This is a genomic window from Rhizobium sp. B21/90, from assembly GCF_019355815.1.
GTDB lineage: Bacteria > Pseudomonadota > Alphaproteobacteria > Rhizobiales > Rhizobiaceae > Rhizobium > Rhizobium rhododendri.
This window is the reverse complement of the sequence record NZ_CP072162.1, coordinates 805,337-823,448: the sequence shown is the minus strand read 5'-3', so window position 1 is coordinate 823,448 and position 18,112 is coordinate 805,337. Positions and strand designations below refer to the sequence as shown.

Sequence of the window (18,112 nt, the reverse complement as noted above, 5' to 3'; positions counted from 1 at the left end):
AGTGTCGAATTGCATGCAGTGGATAGAGGATCGCGCGCGTGAACGCCAATCACTCTGCCTTTTCCTTGGCCAACCCGACCCGGAGGTCGGTTGCCCGGTAGATTTCCTCGCCGTCGGCCTTCATCCAGCCATCGGCGATGCCAAGCACCATGCGGCCGCGCATCACGCGCTTGAAATCTATGCCGAATTGCAGAAGTTTCGTCGCCGGACGAACCATGCCCTTGAACTTCACTTCACCAGTCGAAAGCGCCATGCCACGGCCCGGTTCTCCGAGCCAGCCGAGATAGAAGCCCGTCAACTGCCACATGCCGTCGAGACCGAGGCAGCCTGGCATGATCGGATTGCCGGCAAAATGGCACGGGAAATACCAGTCGTCGGGACGCACGTCGTATTCCGCGCGCACGTATCCCTTGTCGAAGGCGCCACCAGTTTCCGAGATATCGGTAATGCGGTGAACCATCAGCATCGGCGGCAACGGCAATTGTGCGTTACCTGGGCCGAACAATTCGCCGCGACCGCAGCTCAGGATTTCCTCGTAGTTGAAGCTGGATGGTTTCGTCGTCATAAAAATCCGTTTCCCCCGCATGAATGCCTTTGGCGAGTGAGGTTAGTGTAAGATCGGCAGGAATTGAAGCTCTAGCATTGGCTTGTCCATTCCCGCCCACTGATCGGGCACGTTTCACCTTTATGTGGTGGTCGCATACAGGAAGCCCAAGGCCGCTGCCAGAGGCAAATGCTCTAAAAGCCGGACATTGCGGCTTTTTGCCCGTCAATGTCCCCACTCGAACTATTGAAAGCCGGGCAAGCAAAAGATATATGAAGCACTCAAGAATAGTCGACACGACGACTTTGGAGTCCGTTTGATGGCGTTTGCAGCCGAATTGCCGATCGAGACCAGACTGCGCATGGCGGGCCTGCGGCCGACCCGTCAGCGAGTCGCGCTGGGCGATCTTTTGTTCGCCAAGGGCGACCGTCACCTCACCGTCGAGGAACTGCACGAGGAAGCCGTCGCCGCAAAGGTGCCGGTGTCCCTGGCTACCGTTTACAATACGCTGCACCAGTTTACCGAGGCGGGCCTTATCCGCGTACTCGCCGTCGAGAGCGCCCGCACCTATTTCGACACCAACGTGTCGGACCATCACCACTTCTTCGTTGAAGGACACAACGAAGTTCTCGACATTCCGATCAGCAATCTTGTCATCGACAATCTTCCGGAGCCCCCGGAAGGCATGGAAATCGCCCATGTCGACGTGGTCATCCGCCTGCGTCCGATCCAGCGCTAGCTGCCAGTCAGTCCTTCTATAAGACATCGTCCGGATGCCGTCCGGGCCTCGGGCGATAGCCGCGAAAAGTCCAACCGAACCACAAAGCTCCGCCTCGAACCCCGAACGCCGCGATCACCCCGAGCGCAGAGGCGGCATACAGCGGCATTGGCGTCGAATTGGCGGCAACAAAGACGCATGCGCCGATGAGCGCGGCCGTCACATAGATCTCCGGACGCAGGAGCACCGATGGCTCGTTGCTGATCATATCGCGCAGGATCCCACCGAAGGTGGCCGTCAATGTGCCGGTGACGATGGCAACCGTCGGCGAACCCGTGGCTGCCAGGCCCTTGGCGGCGCCCATCACGCAATAGGCCGCCAGCCCGACGGCATCGAGCCAGATCAGCAGCTTGTATCGCGACTCCAGCAGATGCGCCGTGAAGAACACGACGACACCGATCACGCAGCAGACGAGGATATAGGTCGGATTGAGCACCCAGAAGACCGGCAGCCTGCCGAGCACGATGTCGCGCAGCGTGCCCCCGCCAATCCCCGTCACCGCCGCCAGAAACAGGAATCCGATCAGGTCGAGCTGCTTGCGCGATGCCGACAGGGCGCCGGTCGCGGCAAACACGGCAACGCCTGCATAATCGAGGAACGACAGTAGCGACATGAATGGCCCCACGAACAGGTCTGCTGCAAATGCCGCAGTGGATCACGGCAGTCAGGGCCGCGCAAGGAGGAAGGACTAACTTGCAGCCCGGACTGCCACGCGCCTGTGTCGGAGCCCGTTATTGCGAGGTGATTTTGTGAGATTTTTGTTTCTGGCATTTTTGAATGTGATGGCGTTCGTGGTCATGCCCGCAGTCGCCAGCGCCCAGCAGGCGCTCCTGACCGATCCCGTCGCTTTCGAAAAGGAGCATTTCACCAAGCGTTGCGGCGCCGGTGTCACCTTTGGCGATGGATTTGCAACAGAGCAGGACATCAACAACGACAAGCGCGGCGATATCGTCATCAACGAAGGTGAAATCACCTGCAAGGGCGAAAAAGGCCCCGACTGCACCGATGAAGGTTGCCCGCACAACTTCTACATCCAGGTCGACACCGGCGGCTACCTTATGATCGCCACCGCGCAGATCTACAGCTACGACTTCATCATGCGGTTCGGCAACATGGTGCTTGTGATGAAGATGCATCCGCGCTTCTGCGACCGCACCGACACCGAACCATGCCAGATCACGGTGCGCGTGCGCGGTACAAAGTTCACGACGATATTCAAGAAGTAGGGGCAGGCGCCATTGGCGTCTTCGAGGTCTCAGTCCGCGTGGCAGGGCCAGCCGGCCGGCTTTTTCAGGGCGGGCGGCAGCTTAGTCTTGTCGTCGCCGCAGGACAGATCGATCTGCGGCTGCAGCAGACCGCGCGCATTTGAGAGATCCAGACCTTCGATATCGGTCAGGAACATGAATGCCCTATCGAAGTTTATCGGCCCCTGGACGCTGGCAGCATCGAAATGGGCACGCGAGAGGTTGGCCAGGGTAAAATTCGTATCGCCCAGCACCACCTTGTCGAAGTTCGCCCGTCCGAGTTCGGCCTTCTGGAAGTCGGCCCCAGTCAGTTTCGCTCCGGAAAAATTGGCTCTCTGCAGTTCGGCACTGGCAAAAGACGCACCATCGGCCGACACCTTGGAAAAGCCGCTGCGGTAGGCCTGGACTCGCGCGAAGTCCGCCTTCTTCATCGTCGAGCCGGTAAACCAGGCGCGCATAAGGTTGGCTTTTTCAAGCTGCGCCCCGTCAAGGTTGGAGTTCGGAAGCCCGGTGACAGACAGATCGGCGCCGGAAAGGTTGGCATCCTTGAGGTTGCTGCCGTCAAGCATGATATTCTTCTTGCTGCATTCGCTCCAATCGAGACCAGGCTCCGGCATGCTGTCGCAATCGGCAGCCCGGGCGCCCGGCGCGCAATAAAACGCCAGCGAGGCAGCGAGTGCGAACATGGCAAGCGGCACGGGGTGGCGAAGGCCTTTGCCGCCGATGGCTTCAGCCAAAGGCATTCCCCGTCTCGACGAAACTACCGGCGTATCAACAACCATGCCACACCCATGTCACCTGATTTCCAACGCTCCAGCCTCCGGCTTTTGCGCCTGTCTATCGATCAGCCATCATCCTTGACGTCCGCTTCCGGACGGTCGCCGCCGCTGGCCGACTCGGTCTTCCAGCTTCCGTCCGCCGCCTGATAGGCGATCTCCGCATCCTGGCCGCCGATCTGCTGGCGTTTCGCGGCGTCCTTGGCAGCTTTCAGGGCCTGCGCATGATCAGGGAATGTTTCAGACCATACGTCGCCCAGTCGATAACCCCAGCCTTCGTCGTGTTCGGCAACATGATACGTAACGTGCATGACATATTTTCCTAATTCCAGATGTCGCGCAGCTTAGCCTACTTTGCACGCCGGAAGGCTTAAATCCTTGCGGCTTGCCCGGTAGTCGTCTTCCACGCCTATCGGAAATAGGGCTTCAACGGCCACTGGACAATGTGGATGCTGCGATTGCATCCGGAAATTGTCGTTAGACCGGAGGGGCCCTATTCCACCATGAGCCCGTCAAACACTTCGAGCATGGCATCGGAGATCGCCTTGCCGAGAGCGCCGCCGGTACGCTGCAAGGCTTCCTCGTCCATATCGCGGGCAGACAACGCCAGCGCCGAGCCTTCATTGCGAACGATTTCCTGCGCCCGCTGGATGGCCCAGAGTGCGAATTCGCTGCGGCTGTTGATTTCAACGTTATCCATGACGGCTCCGGCTCAAGGCTGAACATACTGCATTTTCAACCGCCGGTGTCACGCCGGCAGGCCGTGAAAATCACCACCAGCGGCTGGCGTGATCGAGATTGGTGTCCTGACGTTCCTGGACGGGACCCATCAACATCTTCAGCCGACCGATCTGCTTTTTGTCAAGAAGATCGCGGCGTGCAAATTCGTGCATGCTCCAGATGTCGCGAAGGCTGGTATCGCGTTTGTCGGATCGTTTTAATGTCATGGAGCCCACTACAAGACAATCTGGTCAAATGATAGGCGTCGCATGCCCAATCGAGGAGCAATACGCCTCCGACTGCCATCCCCAGCCGTTCACCTTTTGCGGAGGACGGTTGAATTCCACAGCCTGGCTATATCTACCAGTAGACGAGCCCCGGCCCTGTCGCGCGGCAAAACCATTCCCAGCGAACGAAATTTGGAGCATCACCATGGCAACCCAATCCCCGGTCCAGACCGAAAAAACCGTTCCTGCCCCGCGCGATCAGCACCTGCGCGACATGGCCGATTGCATCCGTTTCCTGTCGATGGATGCGGTGCAGAAAGCAAAAAGCGGCCATCCGGGCATGCCAATGGGTATGGCTGATATCGCCACGGTGCTTTTTTCCGAGTTTATGAAATTCGATGCAGCAGACCCGCACTGGTTCGACCGCGACCGTTTCCTGATCTCCAACGGCCATGGCTCGATGCTGCTCTACAGCCTCCTCTACCTGACCGGCGTCAAGGAAATGACCATCGACGAAATCAAGAATTTTCGCCAGATCGACAGCCGCACGCCAGGTCACCCCGAATACCATCATGCCCCGGGCATCGAGACCACCACAGGTCCGCTCGGCCAGGGTCTCGCCAATTCCGTGGGCCTGGCTTTTGCCGAACGCATCATGAACGCCAAATTCGGCGATGCCCTGGTCGATCACTTCACCTATGTATTCATGGGCGACGGTTGCCTGATGGAAGGCATCAGCCACGAGGCAATCTCGCTTGCCGGCCACCGCAAGTTAGGCCGTCTGATCGCTTTCTTCGACAACAATTCGATCACGATCGACGGTGCAGTCAACTTGTCCGAGTCCGATGATCAGGCAGCACGCTTCCGGGCGTCGAACTGGCATGTGCAGGAAATCGACGGTCACGACACCGATGCCATCCGCGCAGCAATCGTCGAAGCACAGAAGGTGACCGACAAGCCGTCGATGATCTCCTGCAAGACCGTCATCGGCTTCGGCTTCCCGACCAAGGCGGGCACCCAGAAGGCGCACAGCGATGCACCCGGCGAAGAAGAAATTGCCGGCGCGCGCCGTCTGCTGAAGTGGGATGCAGCGCCTTTCGAAATCCCGCAGCCACTGCTGGATGCCTGGAGGGCGATCGGCGCCAAGGGGCGCGATGCTCGCATGGCCTGGGCCGACCGCGTCAAGGCAGCCCCCGATGGGCTGGGCGTAGATTTCGACCGCCGGATGAAAGGCGAGCTGCCGGCCGGCTGGAAGCAGGCAGTCACCGACGCCAAGACAGAGCTGCTTGGCAGCGACAAGGATCTCGCCACGCGACAGGCAAGCGGCATCGTCCTCAACCATCTGTTCGATGCCATTCCGGAGATGCTCGGCGGCTCGGCTGACCTGACACCATCCAACAACACCAAGGCGAAGAACCAGGTTGAAATCCCAGCCGGCCAGTTCGACGGCTCCTATGTCCATTACGGCGTTCGGGAGCACGGCATGACTGCGGCGATGAACGGCATAGCCCTGCATGGCGGCCTAGTGCCCTACGGCGGCACCTTCCTGACGTTCTCCGACTATTGCCGCCCGGCACTCCGCCTGGCAGCGATGATGGATATCCGCACTATCTTCGTCATGACCCACGATTCGATTGGCCTCGGCGAAGACGGTCCGACGCATCAGCCGGTCGAGCATCTGAGCGCGCTGCGTGCCATCCCGAAGCTTGCAGTCTACCGCCCGGGCGATCCGATCGAAACGGCCGAATGCTGGGAAGCCATTCTCGACGCACCGCGCCAGGCAGCGCTCATTGCCCTGTCACGCCAGCCGATGCCGCTGCTGCGCCGCGATCCCGGCAAGGAAAATCTTTCTGCCAAGGGTGGCTACGTGCTGCTGGAAGCGGAAGGCGGCCCCCGCCAGCTGACGATTTTTGCGACCGGATCGGAGCTGCACCTTGCCGTCGAAGCGCGCGACCTACTGCAGGCCGAGGGTATTCCGACCGCCGTCGTCTCCATGCCCTGCAAGCTGCTGTTCGAAGCCCAGGATGCCGCCTACAAGGCATCCGTGCTCGGCGAGAAGCGCGCACGCGTCGCGGTTGAGGCTGCCGTGCAGGATAGCTGGGACAGGTATCTCGGTCTCGACGGTCGTTTCGTCGGCATGCACGACTTCGGCGCATCCGGTAAAATCGAGGATGTCTACCGCAAGTTCGATATCAACACCGAAGCCGTCGCCCGCGCCGGCCGCGAAGTGGTTGCTGCCCTCGCTGCTTGAACCGCTGAAGAAAACTCCCAATCTGCCGGATAGAAAATGCCGCCCGGTGAGGCGGCATTTTCGTTGAGGAATTAAGTCTGTCCTCTCTCGACCATATTACCGAAGTCAGAGGTACGGCGAATACGTCCCACCCGCCTCGTAGGCTGGCCGGCGAGATGCTGCCGCGGCATTGCTTTCCCGGCGCTCTGCCATGCGCATCGACTGCTGGAACAGATCGTCCAGGCGAACGCGCTCCGTGGCCATCGCCGCGAAAGCGCGATCAAATCTCGCGATTAGATGGCGATGTTTTTTCATTGCCGCCTGCAGCTCTTGCTCGCTCATCCTTTCCTCTGCTGGAAGCGGACGCATGGTCATGCGCTGGCCGATATCGTCCTGGAAGGAAGCGAGAGTTAGCCCGACCTTGCGCAGCTGCTGGCGGGTGGTTGCCGAGGATTCCGTTGCGATCAGGAGACGCACCGCGCTGACAAGCAATTGTTTTCGGAACGGGAGATCGTCGATGTCGACGACGTCGAGCCCCAGATCCGCCAGCTTTAGATAGCGCAGATACTGGTCGACCAGATCGCGCGCCTCGCGCAACGTGTCTGCATCCGACTGCTTGCTGGAATTGGCGCGAAAATTCTGTCTCTGCTGGGTAGGGTTCATCGGGTCCACCATCCTTGTCGACAGCGTAAACGTGATGTGAACCATAATGTTTCACGCAATGACGGTCATTTGATCGTTGCTGTTTTGCGGGCATTTCTGAGCCCGAATAATTCTCGCCCGGACGGCCGCGAATGCCCGCTTGTAAACGGGCTCACGTCCCCCGACCGATTGCTTGATCAATCGGAAATCCGAGCTATCCCAGAGGGTTGGCGTGCACCTTGCGTAAGTCTTGGAGGGCTTGCTGCAAACTCCCCATACCGTTGGGCCCACGCAATTAGTTCAATTTCGACTTGGAACAACTCAACAGCGAACTGGTTGTCAGAGGGCAACAAACAACAACAAGACACAGACGAGGAAACACCGATGAAGAAGATTTTGCTGACGTCGATTGCTGCCCTGATGACGACTTCGGTTGCCTTTGCGCAGAGCCAGACACCGACAACCTCGCAGGATACACCGGCCGTCGCCACGCCTGAAACCACAAACGCGGGCGCACCGGTCCAGGGCAAGAACAGCTTTACGGAATCGCAGGCGAAGTCGCGCATCGAAGCGGCCGGCTTTGCAGATGTCGCTGACCTCAAGCTCGACGACCAGGGCATCTGGCGCGCCAGCGCAAATAAGGACGCCAAGCCAGTTCAGGTGTCGCTCGATTATCAGGGCAACGTTGTCCAGGCCAAGTAATCGCGTCCTCATCAATAATAACATTCGGAAGGAAAACACCATGAGAACTGTCACAGGTCTGTTCGACAACTACGATGATGCAAAGACTGCGGTTGGCCAGCTCGAAAGCGCCGGTATTGCATCGAAGAACATCAGCATCGTTTCCAACACTAACGACGGCCGCAAGGTTGAGGATCAGGGTAACAACGCAGCTGAAGGCGCCGGAACTGGCGTCGGCATTGGCGCAGTTGCCGGTGGTGCCGGCGGATTGCTCGCAGGCCTCGGCATGCTTGCCATCCCAGGCGTGGGCCCGGTCGTCGCAGCCGGTTGGCTTGTCGCCACGCTGACGGGCGCCGTTGCAGGTGCAGTGGTAGGCGGTGCGGCCGGCGGTGTTGTTGGCGCCCTCATCAGTTCCGGCGTGCCGGAAGAAGACGCCCATGTCTACGCTGAAGGTGTCCGCCGTGGTGGCACTCTGGTCACCGCACAGGTCGAAGAGGACGAAGCCGTTTCAGCTGAAGCGATCCTTGACCGCTCCAAGCGTGTAAACCTGACGGACCGTCGCACGGCCTATACCGCCGAGGGCTGGAACCGCTTCGACGACACGCTCGACCCCTATTCGCAGTCGGAAATTGATGCCGAGCGTAACCGTTACGGTACTAACAATCCCCGCATCTGATCGTCTTATGATCCAAAGGAAAGCCGGCCCCCGCGGCCGGCTTTCGTGGTTTTCGGGCATCGGGCTATTTTGAGAAAATAGGGAACGATGTCGCGAGGTCTAGGTTGAGCTTGGACCTACCCCCGACCGGAGAACCCAGATGGCTAGAAAACCAACCCAGACCTTTGTCTCTGACAAGGTGACAATTCATGACCAGACGCTGCAGCGCGGCAACGGTGGCGAACTTCACCAGTATGCCGAAGGCGATACGCCTGTTCTGACAACGTCCCAGGGCGGCCCCGTCTCGGATGACCAGAACACTCTCAAGGTCGGAGCGCGCGGCCCGGCACTGATCGACGACTTTCATTTCCGCGAAAAAATCTTCCATTTCGACCACGAGCGCATCCCTGAACGCGTCGTCCACGCGCGCGGCTATGGTGCCCACGGCTATTTCGAAACCTATGAGTCGCTGGCCGACTACACGCAAGCCGACCTGTTCCAGCGGCCTGGCGAAAAGACACCGGCTTTCGTGCGTTTTTCGACGGTTGCCGGCAGCAAGGGCTCGTTTGACCTTGCCCGCGACGTGCGCGGCTTTGCCGTCAAGATCTATACCAAGGAGGGCAACTGGGATCTGGTTGGCAACAACATCCCGGTGTTCTTCATCCAAGACGCCATCAAGTTTCCCGACGTCATCCACGCCGTCAAGCCCGAGCCTGACAAGGGCTTCCCACAGGCGCAGTCGGCCCACGACAATTTCTGGGACTTCATCAGCCTGACTCCTGAAAGCATGCACATGATCATGTGGGTGATGTCCGACCGTGGCCTTCCCCGCTCCTTCCGGTTCATGGAAGGGTTCGGCGTACACACCTTTCGCTTCGTCAACGCCGAAAACAAATCGACCTTCGTCAAGTTCCATTGGAAGCCGAAACTCGGCCTGCAATCGGTCGCCTGGAACGAAGCGGTCAAGATCAACGGCGCCGATCCGGATTTCCATCGCCGTGATCTCTACCAAGCCATCCAGTCCGGCAATTTCCCTGAGTGGGAACTGCAGGTCCAGCTCTTCGATCAGGACTTTGCCGATAAATTCGACTTCGATGTGCTCGATGCGACGAAGCTCATCCCGGAAGAGATCCTGAAGCCGGTAGCCGTCGGCCGCCTTGTGCTGGACCGGATGCCCGACAACTTCTTTGCCGAGACCGAACAGGTCGCCTTCATGACGCAGAACGTCCCGCCCGGTATCGATTTCAGCAACGATCCGCTGCTGCAGGGCCGCAACTTCTCTTATCTCGATACGCAGCTGAAGCGCCTGGGTGGCCCGAACTTCGCCCATATCCCGATCAATGCGCCGAAATGTCCGTTCAACAATTTCCAGCAGGACGGCCACATGGCGATGCACAACCCGAAGGGTCGTGCCAACTACCAGCCGAATTCCTGGGGTGAAGGTCCGCGCGAATCGCCGACAGCGGGCTATCGTCACTTCCCTTCGGAGGAGCAGGGCCAGAAGGTTCGGCTGCGTCCGGAAAGCTTTGCCGACCATTACAGCCAGGCCCGGCAGTTCTATATCAGCCAGACGCCGCCCGAGCAGCGCCACATTGTGGCGGCCATCACCTTCGAACTCAGCAAGGTCATGACGCCGGTCATCCGCGAGCGGGTCGTCTCGCACCTCTTCAATATCGACGAGACACTGGCCTCGACGGTTGCCCGCAAGCTCGGTCTGCAGACAATGCCGAAGCCGGCCGACGCTGCTGTCGCGACACGCCAGGACCTCGAAGAGTCGCCCTCGCTCAGCATTGCCAGAAAAGGCCCGATGCGCTTCGAGGGTCGCAAGCTGGGGATTCTTGTGACCGACGGCGTCGATGCTGCCATGGTCAAGGCAGTCGTTGCGGCCGTGGTCGATGCCAAGGCGGACTTCGAGGTGATCGCCCCAAGGGTCGGCGGTGTCACCGCATCTGATGGCAAGTGGCTGGCCGCGCATCAGATGATCGATGGCGGACCGTCCGTTCTCTACGATGCTGTCATGCTGTTGACCTCACCGGAAGGCACGGAAGAGCTGGTACGGGAAGCAACGGCACGCGACTTCGTGGCCGATGCCTTCTCTCACTGCAAATACATCGGCTATGTCGATGCAGCTCTTCCGTTGATGCAGAAGGCCGGCATCGCCGATGCGCTCGACGAAGGCACGATCAGTCTCTCCGGAACCAGGGATCTGACTGGCTTCTTCGAGGAAATCGGCAAGCTCCGCGTCTGGGGCCGCGAGCCATCGGTCAAGCTGCCATAAGGCTTCGCGATAGTTTGAAAACAGGCCACGCAGCCACTTCAAGGCTGCGTGGCCTTTTTATTTTCCGCAATGGATATTGCAATAGGCACGATTGTTACGAAAAAAGCCCTATTTCGTCGTACCTATCCATATTGATCAGATTTTCTGAACAGTCCGTTTCGTTTTCCGCCCTTCAATAACCCACGCCCCGATCACACATTACGCCTGCAAGTGCCATGCCCAGCCTCACCCGCTGGTTTGCGGTCGGCCTTGCATCAAAGCGACCTTAAGCGCTGGGAGATATTGATATGGCATGTTGCGATTTTTTCGAGCAGCCCCACCGGGACGAACCTGCAGGCAATGGCGAAAAGGATTATCGCGAACACGTTGCCGCCCACAAGCTGTCGTTCGGCGAGATTATTGTGGTCGTCGCAGCCGTCGTGATGCTGGCGGGAATGGGCTTAGTACACCGTGACCCCGCGCCTGAGCCCCGCATTACCGGCTCGATTTCGGCCTCCGGCGCCTCTCCGGCGAGTGGCTTCACCCGCTGCGACGACGACAACCATTATCTCTCGCAAAGATGCGAGCGTTGAAGCCCGGACAGTCAAGTCGGATCGAGCGTGCCGAACACGGCCACCAGCCCGATAGCGGCAACACCCAGCAGGATCTCGACCAAGCTAGCCCGCCGGATTGACAGCAACGCGGCGTCCGGGTTTTCAGCGATCGCCGGAACGAACACATAGCGGTTGACGATAGCAAGACATGTCATCATGCCGACAGCAGCGATCTTCATCGTCAGCATCAGCAGGTATGGCGATGACCAGTCAGTTGGCCAGCGGCCGAGCGTCATGATGGAATTGACGATCCCCGTCGCCAACACCAGAAAGACGGCGCCGTGTCCGACGTTCGAAAAACGCCGCAGCGCAACTTGCGCCGCGGTATGATATTCGGGCACCGCAAGCATCCTCAGCACGACCACAAACGGGATCAACGCCCCCAACCAGGCACCGCCGGCGAGAAGGTGGACGATGTCGTTGAGCCGATGGGCAATCCGGAGCAGGCCATCTTCCATGGAGGCATGCCCGGTCAGCGCCAGCCCCGCGAGGCCAACCGCTGACGCAAGGGCCACGGTCCCCATTCGCCTGTCAGCGCGGCGGATGAAGGCCAGCATTAGAAGCAATCCTGCCACCGCCTGCGCCTGAAAGAAAAGAGCGAACGGACTTGCGACGAGGACGGCATACACCGTTGCCCCGTCCACGGCATCGGGCCACCCATTGCCCAGAGCTGCCGCCTGCAACGGTAATGCTGCCACTGTCGTCAGAACCGCCACCCCGGCTGCAGCGAGCGGAAAGATGCCGAGACGTATCAGCATCTGGGCGGCCAGCGAGGGTGGCATGAGAAACGCGACGAAAGCAGCCGTACCCCACAACAGCAACAGGGCGCTATCATGCAGAAAGCGGCAGATTTGGATCGCTGTCGATGGTTCGATCAAGGCTTGACGGTGAAACTGAAGGAACCGCTGGTCTTGTGCCCATCGCTCGACAGCACATGCCATTCGACGGTGTAGGGTCCAGCCGTGAGCGGACCGGCGACAGGCACGGTCAGACCCTTGTCCTCATCGCTGAGGCTCGCATCTCCCGTTTTCACCGCAGCCTTTTCCGGCCCGATCAGCTTGATGCCCGAAAATTTGAGATTTAGGCTTTCGGTGAACGTCATCGTCACCGCCGAAGGCGCCGATGCAACGGTACTCTTATCCGCCGGCAGCGAGGTCTTGAGATGGGCATGCGCCGACGCCTGGCCAGCGACGCCGAGCGTGCAGAGAAAGAGGAGGGCTGAAGCGACGCTACGATTTGTCATGATGACTCCTTGCGACAGATGAAACAACGCTCACGGAACGTGAAGGTGCAGCTAGTCGGTCTGAAAAACCAAAACTGCACGAAAAGCCGGTAGGAGCGTCAAAAGCCCCTGTCAATCGAATGATATCGTTGCGCTCCCCATGGTGACGCTTTGCCGCAAGCCCTTGCACCAAGGGCGCAGATGGAGGATTGCAGGTGATATACCCAAGGCTGCAAAGAAAGTGGCGGTCATTTGAGGGCCAAGCGAGTAGCATGTCAGCGAACCGGCGCCGCGATGGCGAATAACCCAAGGACCGTGAAGGCATTTTATGGCAGGCAATGGAATGCAGGAAAGTCAGCGTCGACGTGAGTTTCGCGATATAGCAGGAGTACCGACTTACGCGATCGGCGATATCCACGGTCGCTACGATCTGTTGACCGCCATCGAGGCATTGATCACCGCCGACGCAGCGCAATTTCCCGGGCGCAAGCTGATGATCACGCTCGGCGACTATATTGATCGTGGCCCGGATTCGGCCAGGGTCGTCAGCCATCTCATGGCACCGGCGCCGGAGGGTTTCGACCGCATCTGCCTGACCGGTAACCATGAAACGGCGATGCTGGCCTATGTCGACGGCGAGATCACCTTGACGCAGTGGCTGGCCATGGGCGCCGAGGCCACGCTTCTATCTTACGGCCTGGATAGCAATCACCTGGCGCGGCAATATCCTTCGCCCAAGAAGCTCGACGACTTTATCCGCGCCTCGCTGCCTGCGGATCACATCGCATTTCTGAGAGACCTGCCGATCATGCTGGACACCCCGAGCGTGCTTTTCGTTCACGCCGGCATAGATCCGCACTTGTCCATAGCCGACCAGACCGACCAGGATCTCGTCTTCATCAGAGGCCGGTTCCTGAAAAGCCGAACGCCGCTTCCAAAGCTCGTGGTGCATGGCCACACGCAGGTGAAATCGCCGGAAGCGCGTGGTCGTCGCCTCAATCTCGATACCGGCGCATTTCACTCGGGAAGTTTGTCGGTGGCACGATTTTACGAGGGCACGGTCAACGTCATGTCGACCTGAGCGTTGTTAATGGCCCAACGGACCAGGCTGGTTGAAAGGCGTGGACGGCAAATGGGAGATCTTGTCGTCGCGAAGGCTTTCGGCGCTGTTGATGAGATCGGTGGCGCCGCTGGCCGCCGCGCGCTTCGCCTGCTTCCACACAAGATAGCCAATGCACAGAAAATAGCCGAGCTGCAGCAAGATTGCCGCAGCAATTGATTCCAGTACGGTTATGACGAGAGATCCGGTCATGCAATATGTCACGATTGCAAAGACGATGATCGTAACGAACATGCCCGCGAACACGCGTGGCGCACTCATGAATGTCACCTTGAAGTAGATTTCGTTGATAAGCCGACCGAATACATCGCTGCAGTTCTTCCCGCTCCCGGAAAATGAATATATTTTAGAAAGCGGTATAATTCAATCACATGCTGTTCTTCAGTCGCGGTTTTATGATGCCCTGTGATCATGAATTTTTGGTGTAGTCCAGGCAATTCTACGCCGATCGACACGACGTTAAGTTGCATCAATATTAACGGCGGATGAAGTCGCTCGATTTAATATTCGTCATTTTCCTGCCACTTTTTAAACCCCAAATCCTGCAGTCGGAACGCGTTGAATGCGGCCACAACTGTCTGCAAAAGTTAGCTTCAATCAAATATTATTACAAAGTGACGATGCCGATGGCGCAAGAGTGCGTCGCAACAAAATCGGTGCATTGCAGCAAAAACGATTAGAATTTGAAACGATTGAAAGGCGGCAGACAATATATCCTGCGATTATGCGGATGGAGACAACGTATATATTTCCACCTTCTACGCGATTTTTGGGACAATTTTTGTATAATGTCATTATAAAATCGATTTTAGCAAAAAATTAAGCAACTTTTCTAAGCATAAAAACCGAAAATTTGGGCTTGAAAATTTCTATAGTATCGACAAACGCCGCGATTTTTCACGTCGCCACACGTGTTACAAAAATTTGGCTTAAAAAAACCATGTCCTGCGATATACTCTTGAACATGGAGCCCTATCTACCCTCCCCTGACGCATCCGACCAATCGCCAACAAAAGTGGAGCAATCTATGAAGTATGCGACGAGATCGGCCGATCCGGCTTTTTTCAACGCCGCAAGTTCCGGCACTCATCCACCGACAGGCGGTATTCTGAAGCGGGGATTCGACCTCGCACTGGCGTCGATGGCCCTGCTGTTTCTCAGCCCGGTTTTCCTGATGCTGGTTGCATTGGTCAAGTTTACGAACAAGGGCCCTGCGCTTTACGGGCATTCTCGTATCGGCCACAACGGTCGCACATTTAAGTGCCTGAAGTTCCGCACGATGGTCGTCGATGGCGATCAGGTGCTGCGCAAACATCTCGACGCCAATCCAAAGGCGCGCGAAGAGTGGCTGGCAACCCGCAAGCTCCAGGACGATCCTAGGGTTACGCCTGTCGGCGCAGTGCTCCGCAAGCTCAGCCTCGACGAATTGCCGCAGCTGCTGAACATCATCCGTGGTGAAATGAGCATTGTTGGTCCACGTCCCGTCGTGGAAGACGAATTGATGCTCTATGAGAGCTCCGCAGTCTACTATCTGAAGGCACGTCCGGGTCTGACAGGTCTCTGGCAGGTCAGCGGACGCAACGATGTGTCCTACGCTGAACGCGTTGGCCTCGACACGCACTATGTAAAGAACTGGTCTCTCCTGAGCGACGTGACAATCATCGCCAAGACGATCCCGGCTGTATGCCTCTCCCGCGGCAGCTACTGATCGACCTCTGCAATTGAAAATGCCGGCATGGCGATTTGCCGGCATTTTCTGTGTCTGAGGGCTAAGCCCCACGACCAACCTCTTCGTCCAGTGCCCTCGAGAGGTATCCCCGGCAGTGTCTCTGCGCTATAGCGGTCTCAAAGCTCGCAAGTGGACGACCAGACCGGAGACATCATGGCAACGACCATCCGCTATCACGAAGGCGACATTTCCGACGTGGCCGCAGCGCGATATTCCGACGCGATCGCAATCGATACCGAAACACTGGGCCTGATACCGCGCCGTGATCGCCTCTGCGTTGTGCAGCTTTCGCCTGGCGACGGCAGCGCCGACGTCATCCGGATCGCCGCCGGACAAACGGATGCCCCCAACCTCGTTGCCATGCTCGCAGATCCGGCCCGCCAGAAGATCTTTCACTACGGCCGATTCGATATTGCCGTGCTGTTCCATACGTTCGGCGTCACCACCGTCTCTGTGTTCTGCACCAAGATAGCCTCGCGCCTCTGCCGCACCTACACCGATCGCCACGGCCTGAAGGACAATCTCAAGGAAATGCTGGAGGTCGACGTGTCCAAGGCACAGCAGCAGACCGACTGGGCCGCAGACAAGCTTTCGCAGGCCCAGCTCGAATATGCGGCCTCAGACGTGCTCCACCTTCATGCGCTTCGCGACAAGCTGACATATCGCCTGGTTCGCGACGGACGAATGGAGCATGCGCAAGCCTGTTTCGAATTCCTGCCGACCCGGGCCAAGCTTGATTTGCTCGGCTGGCAAGACACCGATATTTTCGCGCATAGCTGAGCTACGAAGCCTTTTTGTGTGCAATGCGGAATTATCGGCCGATGGATTTAGCTTCCTTAACGGCTTGTTAACGCTCTTGGCGATATTTTATCGGTAACTACTCGCATTCGACAGGCGCCATGATGCGCCGCGCAGCCGTTATCTGGCTCTGGGATGCCATGTCTGCATAAGCAGCCCTGTTTTGTTTCCGTTATTGTGTCCATTTTCAGCTGTCCGATATGGAGCATGCCGATGTTGCCTCCCGTTGCCGCAGTTTCCAGCGCAAGTCCCGTCGCACCGCAGCGCGAGGTCGCAGTCGTAACGGAGATGCTGTCCGGGCTCTCGGCCGAGCCGGATGCAGCGGTTGCCTTGTCACTGGCTGCCAGCGCCGGGGTGGAAGGCAAGCTGAACATCCTCCTGCTCAATGCACGTGCCCGAATGCTCGACAGCCTGTTTGCCGTCATCGACGCTGTCAGCCAGTCCCTCGCATTGCCGCAGGCACCCGGCGAGAGCAAGGCTACCTATGCGCTGAGGCTGGCCGATACCATGACGGAACTGCCGCCGAAGCAGATGGCGGCACTGCAGCAGCAGCTGGCCGCGAAGGGGCAGACGGCACCCTTGGCGCTGGTGGCTGCCGCCCTTCACGATCCGGCCGGCGCCGAGGCAGCGCAACTCATCGCCTATCTCGAAGTCGTCCGCTACAAGGAAAAAGATCTGGCAACCAAGTCGGTCGTTGCCTCCTACGGGCAGAACAACAGCCAGGCCGAAACGGCAGCCGCAGCGCTACCTTTGCCTTTGCGCAACGGAGCCACGCAGACCGCCGCACTCCCGACCACCGTTCCTCCGCAGTCGGGCCAACCTGCCGCCGCGACGTCTGCCGCCACCGCTCCTGCAGACATCGTGCAACTCCAACCACCGGAAACTACTGTCGATCCGCATCCGCCGGAAACTGCCACCATTGCCCTGAAGGACCCGACAGACCAACAACTGCGAAATCCTTCGGTGCCTGCCGCGACCGCCCAGCCCTCGACGGCGCCGGCAAACACTGCAGCCGCCCAAGCACCACAGGCGCCACAAGCACAGACCGTTGCCGCACCGGCACCTTCAGCAGACCCCACAAAGACGGCCGTCCCGACTTTGACGCCGGACGAAAGCATACCGCGCGCCAACCAGCAGATCCGTAGCGACATCAAGGAAGGGCTAAAGGCCGTCTTTGACCGGTTGGTCCAGGCAACCGGCACCGATTTGCTGCAGACCATGGCTGAAGCTGCGCCGCTCGCCGACAAGGCCATTGCCCAGGCGCTGATTTCAGACATGATAGACGGCACGGAACTGCAGAACTTGCCGGTACCGGGCGCAGCAACCGCACCGGAGCGGACACCTCCTCTTGCCAACGCCATACCCGTCTCGCTGACGCAACAAACCTTGGCAGAGGAACAGGCACCTTCGGTGGTCGTTGCCAATGCCCAGTCCGATCAGCCCGAAGCCGCACCGCTGGTGGCCCTGCAGCACGCCCCCGCTGCCACCCCGCCGGGTCTTGCCGTCGCCTTCGTCACCGTGCCCTATGCGCCGGGCGACGATGTCGTCAAGAATAAGGAAGCCCTCCGCATCGACCGCGTCGACGCCGTCGATGACGACGAGCACGAATATCCCGGCCACCAGCCGCAAGAGGACGCCGAACCCGAGGAAGAGCCGGAAACGCCCGCCGAAGAGGCGCTCGACATGCTGGAAGCTGGGCCAGATTCCGAAGCTTCCGCTGATTTGCCTTCGGTCAGCCGCTCGTCGCTGACAGCCCTGCCCCGCCCGACATCCACGGAGCCGGTGCCGAGCGCCGGTTACGATCTCTACCAGCGCATCGGCGCCTGAGCGTTCCACGACGGGTTCCGACAAATCCAGCCTATATGCGGGCACAAA

Annotated in this window: 22 protein-coding genes; 12 read left to right on the top strand and 10 right to left on the bottom strand. The window is 58.9% G+C overall.

Going from position 1 to position 18,112, the window contains the following annotated elements; all coding sequences use genetic code 11:
• Window positions 1–49: 49 nt before the first annotated feature.
• Entirely contained in the window at window positions 50–565 is a 516-nt protein-coding gene (fabA, locus tag J5278_RS03930; RefSeq protein ID WP_111220855.1) for a 3-hydroxyacyl-[acyl-carrier-protein] dehydratase FabA, read from the bottom strand.
• Between the two features lie 298 nt (window positions 566–863).
• Between fabA and irrA the strand changes: the two genes are divergently transcribed.
• Window positions 864–1,283 carry an iron response transcriptional regulator IrrA gene (gene irrA, locus J5278_RS03925; RefSeq protein WP_111220854.1) on the top strand — a complete coding sequence of 140 codons (420 nt, stop codon included), beginning with the start codon at window positions 864–866 and terminating at the stop codon, window positions 1,281–1,283.
• Between the two features lie 16 nt (window positions 1,284–1,299).
• On the opposite strand, the gene J5278_RS03920 is transcribed toward irrA, so the two are convergent.
• Window positions 1,300–1,935, bottom strand: a complete 636-nt coding sequence (locus tag J5278_RS03920; protein ID WP_142831520.1) for a trimeric intracellular cation channel family protein — start codon at window positions 1,933–1,935, stop codon at window positions 1,300–1,302.
• Between the two features lie 136 nt (window positions 1,936–2,071).
• Here J5278_RS03920 and J5278_RS03915 point away from each other — a divergent pair, with 136 nt between their 5' ends.
• On the top strand, window positions 2,072–2,548 hold the full coding sequence (locus J5278_RS03915) for a hypothetical protein (protein WP_142831521.1): 477 nt from the start codon (window positions 2,072–2,074) through the stop codon (window positions 2,546–2,548).
• A gap of 29 nt (window positions 2,549–2,577) precedes the next feature.
• Here the strand turns inward: J5278_RS03915 and J5278_RS03910 are convergent, their stop codons facing one another.
• From J5278_RS03910 to J5278_RS03895, 4 genes are all read right to left on the bottom strand, one after another.
• Window positions 2,578–3,309, bottom strand: coding sequence for a pentapeptide repeat-containing protein (locus J5278_RS03910; protein WP_209182124.1), 732 nt, complete (start codon window positions 3,307–3,309; stop codon window positions 2,578–2,580).
• A 101-nt stretch (window positions 3,310–3,410) separates the two neighbouring features.
• Entirely contained in the window at window positions 3,411–3,653 is a 243-nt protein-coding gene (locus J5278_RS03905) for a DUF2188 domain-containing protein (protein WP_111220850.1), read from the bottom strand.
• Window positions 3,654–3,835: 182 nt separating this feature from the next.
• On the bottom strand, window positions 3,836–4,042 hold the full coding sequence (locus J5278_RS03900) for a hypothetical protein (RefSeq protein WP_111220849.1): 207 nt from the start codon (window positions 4,040–4,042) through the stop codon (window positions 3,836–3,838).
• Window positions 4,043–4,112: 70 nt separating this feature from the next.
• Complete coding sequence (locus J5278_RS03895) at window positions 4,113–4,289, bottom strand: hypothetical protein (protein WP_209182125.1); 177 nt, start codon at window positions 4,287–4,289, stop codon at window positions 4,113–4,115.
• Between the two features lie 205 nt (window positions 4,290–4,494).
• Here J5278_RS03895 and tkt point away from each other — a divergent pair, with 205 nt between their 5' ends.
• Window positions 4,495–6,540, top strand: a complete 2,046-nt coding sequence (gene tkt, locus J5278_RS03890) for a transketolase (RefSeq protein ID WP_219258312.1) — start codon at window positions 4,495–4,497, stop codon at window positions 6,538–6,540.
• A gap of 105 nt (window positions 6,541–6,645) precedes the next feature.
• Here the strand turns inward: tkt and J5278_RS03885 are convergent, their stop codons facing one another.
• Window positions 6,646–7,227 (bottom strand): hypothetical protein, encoded by a 582-nt coding sequence (locus J5278_RS03885; protein ID WP_209207649.1) that lies wholly within the window; start codon window positions 7,225–7,227, stop codon window positions 6,646–6,648.
• 318 nt (window positions 7,228–7,545) lie between these two features.
• Between J5278_RS03885 and J5278_RS03880 the strand changes: the two genes are divergently transcribed.
• The 4 genes from J5278_RS03880 (at window position 7,546) to J5278_RS03865 (ending at window position 11,347) form a co-directional block, all read left to right on the top strand.
• Window positions 7,546–7,863, top strand: coding sequence for a PepSY domain-containing protein (locus J5278_RS03880; RefSeq protein ID WP_142831524.1), 318 nt, complete (start codon window positions 7,546–7,548; stop codon window positions 7,861–7,863).
• A gap of 40 nt (window positions 7,864–7,903) precedes the next feature.
• Window positions 7,904–8,518, top strand: a complete 615-nt coding sequence (locus J5278_RS03875; RefSeq protein WP_209182128.1) for a general stress protein — start codon at window positions 7,904–7,906, stop codon at window positions 8,516–8,518.
• A gap of 139 nt (window positions 8,519–8,657) precedes the next feature.
• Window positions 8,658–10,775, top strand: a complete 2,118-nt coding sequence (locus J5278_RS03870) for a catalase (RefSeq protein WP_209182129.1) — start codon at window positions 8,658–8,660, stop codon at window positions 10,773–10,775.
• Between the two features lie 287 nt (window positions 10,776–11,062).
• Window positions 11,063–11,347 (top strand): hypothetical protein, encoded by a 285-nt coding sequence (locus J5278_RS03865; RefSeq protein WP_209182130.1) that lies wholly within the window; start codon window positions 11,063–11,065, stop codon window positions 11,345–11,347.
• Window positions 11,348–11,358: 11 nt separating this feature from the next.
• On the opposite strand, the gene copD is transcribed toward J5278_RS03865, so the two are convergent.
• Window positions 11,359–12,246, bottom strand: a complete 888-nt coding sequence (copD, locus tag J5278_RS03860; RefSeq protein WP_247749741.1) for a copper homeostasis membrane protein CopD — start codon at window positions 12,244–12,246, stop codon at window positions 11,359–11,361.
• Window positions 12,243–12,611, bottom strand: coding sequence for a copper homeostasis periplasmic binding protein CopC (copC, locus tag J5278_RS03855; protein WP_209182131.1), 369 nt, complete (start codon window positions 12,609–12,611; stop codon window positions 12,243–12,245). The genes copD and copC overlap by 4 nt, the downstream gene beginning before the upstream one ends.
• Before the next feature lie 322 nt (window positions 12,612–12,933).
• Between copC and J5278_RS03850 the strand changes: the two genes are divergently transcribed.
• Window positions 12,934–13,671, top strand: a complete 738-nt coding sequence (locus J5278_RS03850; RefSeq protein WP_209182132.1) for a metallophosphoesterase family protein — start codon at window positions 12,934–12,936, stop codon at window positions 13,669–13,671.
• Window positions 13,672–13,677: 6 nt separating this feature from the next.
• On the opposite strand, the gene J5278_RS03845 is transcribed toward J5278_RS03850, so the two are convergent.
• Window positions 13,678–13,971, bottom strand: a complete 294-nt coding sequence (locus J5278_RS03845; RefSeq protein ID WP_142831531.1) for an exopolysaccharide production repressor protein — start codon at window positions 13,969–13,971, stop codon at window positions 13,678–13,680.
• A gap of 301 nt (window positions 13,972–14,272) precedes the next feature.
• On the opposite strand from J5278_RS03845, the gene J5278_RS03840 reads away from it, so the two are divergent.
• The 4 genes from J5278_RS03840 to J5278_RS03825 all read left to right on the top strand — a co-directional run bounded on the left by J5278_RS03840 (window position 14,273) and on the right by J5278_RS03825 (window position 18,064).
• Window positions 14,273–14,533, top strand: a complete 261-nt coding sequence (locus J5278_RS03840) for a hypothetical protein (RefSeq protein ID WP_209182133.1) — start codon at window positions 14,273–14,275, stop codon at window positions 14,531–14,533.
• Between the two features lie 204 nt (window positions 14,534–14,737).
• On the top strand, window positions 14,738–15,418 hold the full coding sequence (locus J5278_RS03835) for a sugar transferase (RefSeq protein ID WP_142831532.1): 681 nt from the start codon (window positions 14,738–14,740) through the stop codon (window positions 15,416–15,418).
• A 174-nt stretch (window positions 15,419–15,592) separates the two neighbouring features.
• Window positions 15,593–16,219 carry a ribonuclease D gene (locus J5278_RS03830; protein ID WP_209182134.1) on the top strand — a complete coding sequence of 209 codons (627 nt, stop codon included), beginning with the start codon at window positions 15,593–15,595 and terminating at the stop codon, window positions 16,217–16,219.
• A gap of 231 nt (window positions 16,220–16,450) precedes the next feature.
• A complete protein-coding gene (locus J5278_RS03825) occupies window positions 16,451–18,064 on the top strand; it encodes a hypothetical protein (RefSeq protein WP_209182135.1) in 1,614 nt (537 codons plus the stop codon).
• The last annotated feature ends 48 nt before the right edge of the window (window positions 18,065–18,112 follow it).

Coding starts and splice junctions, on each gene's coding strand:
- J5278_RS03900 (WP_111220849.1), bottom strand. CDS start 4,042: ATGGATAACGTTGAAATCAACAGCCGCAGCGAATTCGCACTCTGGGCC.
- J5278_RS03840 (WP_209182133.1), top strand. CDS start 14,273: ATGCGGCCACAACTGTCTGCAAAAGTTAGCTTCAATCAAATATTATTA.
- J5278_RS03825 (WP_209182135.1), top strand. CDS start 16,451: ATGTTGCCTCCCGTTGCCGCAGTTTCCAGCGCAAGTCCCGTCGCACCG.
- J5278_RS03850 (WP_209182132.1), top strand. CDS start 12,934: ATGCAGGAAAGTCAGCGTCGACGTGAGTTTCGCGATATAGCAGGAGTA.
- J5278_RS03895 (WP_209182125.1), bottom strand. CDS start 4,289: ATGACATTAAAACGATCCGACAAACGCGATACCAGCCTTCGCGACATC.
- J5278_RS03870 (WP_209182129.1), top strand. CDS start 8,658: ATGGCTAGAAAACCAACCCAGACCTTTGTCTCTGACAAGGTGACAATT.
- copC (WP_209182131.1), bottom strand. CDS start 12,611: ATGACAAATCGTAGCGTCGCTTCAGCCCTCCTCTTTCTCTGCACGCTC.
- J5278_RS03905 (WP_111220850.1), bottom strand. CDS start 3,653: ATGCACGTTACGTATCATGTTGCCGAACACGACGAAGGCTGGGGTTAT.
- tkt (WP_219258312.1), top strand. CDS start 4,495: ATGGCAACCCAATCCCCGGTCCAGACCGAAAAAACCGTTCCTGCCCCG.
- J5278_RS03885 (WP_209207649.1), bottom strand. CDS start 7,227: ATGGTTCACATCACGTTTACGCTGTCGACAAGGATGGTGGACCCGATG.
- J5278_RS03875 (WP_209182128.1), top strand. CDS start 7,904: ATGAGAACTGTCACAGGTCTGTTCGACAACTACGATGATGCAAAGACT.
- J5278_RS03835 (WP_142831532.1), top strand. CDS start 14,738: ATGAAGTATGCGACGAGATCGGCCGATCCGGCTTTTTTCAACGCCGCA.
- J5278_RS03920 (WP_142831520.1), bottom strand. CDS start 1,935: ATGTCGCTACTGTCGTTCCTCGATTATGCAGGCGTTGCCGTGTTTGCC.
- fabA (WP_111220855.1), bottom strand. CDS start 565: ATGACGACGAAACCATCCAGCTTCAACTACGAGGAAATCCTGAGCTGC.
- irrA (WP_111220854.1), top strand. CDS start 864: ATGGCGTTTGCAGCCGAATTGCCGATCGAGACCAGACTGCGCATGGCG.
- J5278_RS03845 (WP_142831531.1), bottom strand. CDS start 13,971: ATGAGTGCGCCACGCGTGTTCGCGGGCATGTTCGTTACGATCATCGTC.
- J5278_RS03830 (WP_209182134.1), top strand. CDS start 15,593: ATGGCAACGACCATCCGCTATCACGAAGGCGACATTTCCGACGTGGCC.
- J5278_RS03865 (WP_209182130.1), top strand. CDS start 11,063: ATGGCATGTTGCGATTTTTTCGAGCAGCCCCACCGGGACGAACCTGCA.
- J5278_RS03880 (WP_142831524.1), top strand. CDS start 7,546: ATGAAGAAGATTTTGCTGACGTCGATTGCTGCCCTGATGACGACTTCG.
- J5278_RS03910 (WP_209182124.1), bottom strand. CDS start 3,309: ATGCCTTTGGCTGAAGCCATCGGCGGCAAAGGCCTTCGCCACCCCGTG.